The sequence below is a fragment of the Plasticicumulans sp. genome, assembly GCF_035331805.1.
In the GTDB taxonomy this organism is placed as follows: domain Bacteria; phylum Pseudomonadota; class Gammaproteobacteria; order Competibacterales; family Competibacteraceae; genus Plasticicumulans.
The window spans coordinates 1-4454 of record NZ_DAOLKE010000287.1 but is presented as its reverse complement, the minus strand read 5'-3'; the positions used below and the strand labels follow the sequence as shown (position 1 = coordinate 4454).

Here is a 4454-nt window from a genome sequence, read left to right as displayed (position 1 = left end):
GGCCGAACGGCTTGAAGTCGTTGTTGCGGGTCTGATCGACGAGGATGTTGCGATCGGCCAGGAACAGAATCCGCTTCTTCGCTTTCGATTTCCACAACCGCCAGATGATCTGGAAGGCCGTGAACGTCTTGCCGGTGCCGGTGGCCATGACCAGCAGAATCCGGTTCTGCCCGCGGGCGATGGCCTCGATGGTGCGGTTGATGGCGTTGATCTGGTAATAGCGCGGTGACTTCCCGCTGCCGTCGTCGTGATAAGGCGTCTCGACGGTTTCACGACTTTTGGCGGTGGCCAGCCCTTTCCAGGTGCAGTAACGCTGCCAGAGTTCCAGCGGCGACGGGAACTGGTCGAGTGCGAGTTCCGTTTCGACTGGCTCGGCGTTTCCGGTGCGGTCATGAAAGAGGAAACCGTCGCCATTGCTGCTGAAGACGAAAGGCAGATCGAGGGTTTCGGCGTAGCTCAGCCCCTGCTGCATGCCATCGCCCAGGCCATGGTTGTTGTCCTTGGCCTCGATGACTGCGATGGGCAGATTGGGTTTGTAATACAGCAGGTAGTCGGCGCGTTTCCTGCTGCCCCGGCTGTGCAGCTTGCCGCGCACGATGATCCGCCCTGCGGTGAAGGAAACCTCTTCGCGTACCTGTGTGGAAAAATCCCAGCCCGCCGCCGCGAGGGCCGGGGTGATGCACTGGGTGCAGATGTCGCGTTCCGAAAGGGTTTTCCTGTTCATCCCTGTCGCGGTCTGTCGTGGCCTATTACCGTCCGCTCATCTTCGCACAGCCGCAGGGGCGGTTCGCTGATGCCGGTCACCACGGCCCCGGTCAGCGACACCGCTTTCTTGTGCCTTCAGGGCAAGCTGCTGCGGGCAGCTCCTGATGATCGCCGGCCTGGCGAATCGGCCGCGTGAACCGGCTCGCCGGTGCGGCGGCGAGGTCAGGGATGGACTTCGCCGCGCGGAAGCCTCAGCTCGTGGTTGCACCGCGCAGTCCGTAATCCGCGATTCCGGACCAGTCCTGCTCGCCGAGTCCGGCCTCGATTGCCGCGCTCATGCGTGCCCGCACGGCGTTGAGCATCACCAGCGGCGCATCGACATTGCCCGCGGCTTCGGTGGCGAGGCGCAGGTCCTTGAGGCCGAGGCTCATTTTGAAGCCGGCCGAGTAGTCGCCGGTGGCGATCTTGTGGCCGTAGGTCTCGTAGACCCGGCAGCCGAACAGCGTCTGCAGCAGCAGGTCGAGGAAGGTCGCGCGGTCGATGCCGTGGGCTTCGGTCAGCGCCACGGCTTCGGCCATCGACTCGATCGCCATCGCGATCATCATGTTGCCGGCGAGCTTGGCGATGTTGGCCTGCGCCGGGCGATCGCCGAGCACGAAGGTGCGCCGGCCGATCACGTCGAACAGCGGCCGCACCTTCGCGAGCGTGGCCGGGTCGCCGGCGGCGAGGATGCTGAGCTGCGCGGTCGCCGCGGCATCGGGGCGGCCGAACACCGGGGCGGACAGATAGCCGAGGCCGCCGCAGAGATGCAGGGCTTCGAGTTCCTCGGCGAGCGTCGGCGAGATGGTCGCCGATACCACATGCACGGTGCCGGGCGCGGCGCCGGCGAGCACGCCGGAATCGAGCAGCACGGCGCGGATCGCGGCATCGTCGGCGAGCATCGTGAACACGACCTCGGCGGCGAAGGCTTCGGCCGGGGTTTCGACCAGCGTCGCGCCGGGCAGGGCGCCGGGCGCGATCGGCGAGCGGTTCCAGGCGCGCAGGCGGTGACCGGCGCCGACGAGGTTGCGGGCCATGGCGAGGCCCATGTTGCCGAGTCCGATGAAACCGATGTCCATGAATGCCTCCGTACGCAGGGCGGAATGTCAGGTCAGGGCGGGAGGGCCGTTGCAGGCGGCTCAGGGCGGATGCGTCCCTGCCAGCGTTGCGCCGGTCCTGCTCCCCCGGGGGCAGCGCGGCGGAAAGGGCGGCCGGATCATGCCGGTCAGACGTAAGTGCATGGTTTTTCGACTCCTCTCCCCAAACGCTCTCCCGCAAGGGGCGAGGAGCTGAACAGCCGAGTGCTCCGGTGTGACCGGTATCACATGCTTTGCATGCGCAGGATCAGATGGTGTTGCCGCGATAGCAGTTGTTCGAAGCATGGTCGCCGGCCAGCCAGCGCTCCAGCGTGGCACGGGCATCGGTCTGGCGTTCGTGGGCGATCAGCTCGGCCCCGGGCGGGTCGAGCGTGAATTCGAGCAGCAGGCCGTTCGGATCGCGGATGTACAGCGAGCGGCAGTAGCCGTGATCGAGCACGAAGGTCTGCGGTTCGCCGTAGCCGGCGGCCGCGATGCGCTGCTCGATCGCCTGCTGCAGCGGCTTGTCGACCTTCAGCGCGATGTGATGGAACGGCGTTTCCGGGATCGGGGGGCTGAATTCCTCGGCATCGGGCGCATCGGCGAACTGGAAGAACGCCAGCGCGCTGCCGTCGGCAAGTCCGAAGAAGCAGTGCACATAGGTGCGGACCCTGCCGAACAGCCGGTCGGATTCGCACCAGGTCGCGACCAGCGGCAGGCCGATCACATCCTCGTAGAAGGCACGGGTGGCGGCCATGTCGCGCGTGGTCCAGGCATTGTGATGCAGGCGACGGGGCAGCAGGGGGGTGTCCGGCATCGCGGGCGACTCCTCGGGTGGCGGGCGGGCGGACGCGATCAGGGCGGCGTCCGGGCGGATACGGCTACGGGAATAGCAAACGCGCGGCGCCGGTGCCGGGTTTCGTGATGCACCGCATCAGCCGTGCGTGCGGGACGGGACGCGCGTATCCTGCGCCGCCGGCTTTGCGCGCGCGCCCGGAGCCCGTTCGTCCGATGCAACTGAAGCTGATCCTCGAAGCTGCACTGCTCGCGGCCGGCGAGCCGCTGTCGCCGGAACGGCTGGAGAGCCTGTTCACCGAAGCCGAGCGTCCGGCGCGCGCCGAACTGCGGGCGGCCCTCGATGCGCTGGCGCAGGATCTCGAAGCGCGCGGCATCGAGCTGGTCGAGGTCGCCGGTGGCTGGCGGCTGCAGGTGCGTGCGGCGCTGGCGCCGTGGGTGTCGCGCCTGTGGGAGGACAAGCCCGGACGTTATTCGCGCGCGACGCTGGAGACGCTGGCGCTGATCGCCTGGCGCCAGCCGATCACGCGCGGCGAGATCGAGGCCGTGCGCGGCGTCGCCGTCAACAGCGGCATCGTGCGTGCGCTGCTCGATCGCGGCTGGATCCGCGTGCTCGGTCACCGCGAGGTCCCCGGCCGGCCGGCGCTGTATGGCACGACGCGCGAATTTCTCGATCATTTCGGTCTGAAGACCCTCGCCGACCTGCCGGCCCTCGCTGAACTGCGCGACCCGGCCGTCATCGGCGCCGAACTGCACGGGGCGGCCGGCCGCGACTGAGCCGGCGCCCCGAATCCGTCCGCATCCCCGCCGCGCCGGCGCTCGCCGCGCGGATTTTTCCCGGAGTCCCCACATGAACATGCGCAGCATCCGCCTGCACAAGGCCCTCGCCGACGCCGGCCTCGGCTCGCGTCGCCAGATCGAGGAATGGATCGCGGCCGGCCGCGTCACCGTCAACGGCACGGTCGCCGAAACCGGCGCGAGCATCGAAGGCAGCGAGAACGTCTGCGTCGACGGCCGGCCGGTGTACCTGAGCAGCGCGCCGCGGCGCACGCGCGTGCTCGCCTACTACAAGCCCGACGGCGAACTGATCACGCGCGATGACCCCGAAGGCCGGCCGACGGTGTTCGAGCACCTGCCGCCGCTGCGCGACGGGCGCTGGATCGCGGTCGGGCGGCTCGACCTGAACACGCAGGGCCTGCTGCTGCTGACCAGCGACGGTGAACTCGCGAACCGCCTGATGCACCCGTCGAACGGCATCGAGCGCCAGTACGCGGTGCGCGTGCTCGGCACGGTCGATGCCGACATCCTGCAGCGCCTGCGCGATGGCGTGCTGCTTGAGGACGGCGTCGCGCGCTTCGACGACATCGTCGATGCCGGCGGCAGCGGCGCCAATCACTGGTATCAGGTGATCCTGCGCGAGGGCCGCAACCGCGAGGTGCGCCGGCTCTGGGAATCGCAGGGCGTGACCGTCAGCCGCCTGATGCGCGTGCGCTACGGGCCGATCGAGCTGCCGCGCGGCCTGCGCGCCGGGCGCTGGGCCGAGCTCGATGCGCGCCAGATCAACGATCTGCGCTTTGCCGTCGGCCTGCCGCCGCAGAAGGACGAGACCCCGGCCTTCCGCGGTCCGCGCCCGGGTGACAGCCCGCGCGCCGGGGCGCGCAAGCCCTTCCCGAAAGCGGATGCGCGCCCCGGCACCGGCGCGGGCCGCGGTGACAAGCCCTGGCAGGGCCGCAAGGCGCGCAGCGACGACGACACGGTCGGCGGTTACGGCACGCGCCCGCAGGGCGACAGCGGCCGGCCGCGCCGCCCGGGCGAGCGCCCGGCATCCGCGGGCCGTCC

Annotated in this window: 4 protein-coding genes and 1 pseudogene; 2 read left to right on the top strand and 3 right to left on the bottom strand. The window is 69.4% G+C overall.

Translation table 11 applies throughout. The annotated features are described in order from the left end of the window. From PKE44_RS15390 to PKE44_RS15380, 3 genes are all read right to left on the bottom strand, one after another. The coding region (locus tag PKE44_RS15390) for a DEAD/DEAH box helicase family protein (protein WP_324552815.1) at positions 1-724 on the bottom strand (724 nt) is incomplete at its 3' end. A gap of 232 nt (positions 725-956) precedes the next feature. Further along, positions 957-1823, bottom strand: a complete 867-nt coding sequence (locus PKE44_RS15385) for an NAD(P)-dependent oxidoreductase (protein WP_324552812.1) — start codon at positions 1821-1823, stop codon at positions 957-959. A gap of 265 nt (positions 1824-2088) precedes the next feature. After that, a complete protein-coding gene (locus tag PKE44_RS15380) occupies positions 2089-2637 on the bottom strand; it encodes a VOC family protein (protein ID WP_324552808.1) in 549 nt (182 codons plus the stop codon). 194 nt (positions 2638-2831) lie between these two features. Between PKE44_RS15380 and scpB the strand changes: the two genes are divergently transcribed. Together scpB and rluB are read left to right on the top strand one after the other, a co-directional pair. Further along, positions 2832-3392: an SMC-Scp complex subunit ScpB gene (gene scpB, locus PKE44_RS15375; RefSeq protein WP_324552804.1), complete on the top strand. Its 561-nt coding sequence runs from the start codon at positions 2832-2834 to the stop codon at positions 3390-3392. A gap of 73 nt (positions 3393-3465) precedes the next feature. Further along, a pseudogene (gene rluB / locus PKE44_RS15370) lies at positions 3466-4212 on the top strand (23S rRNA pseudouridine(2605) synthase RluB); the annotation flags it as partial. Between the last annotated feature and the right edge of the window lie 242 nt (positions 4213-4454).

Excerpts from the sequence above, each read along its gene's own strand:
- PKE44_RS15385 (WP_324552812.1), bottom strand. The coding sequence starts at position 1,823 with ATGGACATCGGTTTCATCGGACTCGGCAACATGGGCCTCGCCATGGCC.
- PKE44_RS15380 (WP_324552808.1), bottom strand. The coding sequence starts at position 2,637 with ATGCCGGACACCCCCCTGCTGCCCCGTCGCCTGCATCACAATGCCTGG.
- scpB (WP_324552804.1), top strand. The coding sequence starts at position 2,832 with ATGCAACTGAAGCTGATCCTCGAAGCTGCACTGCTCGCGGCCGGCGAG.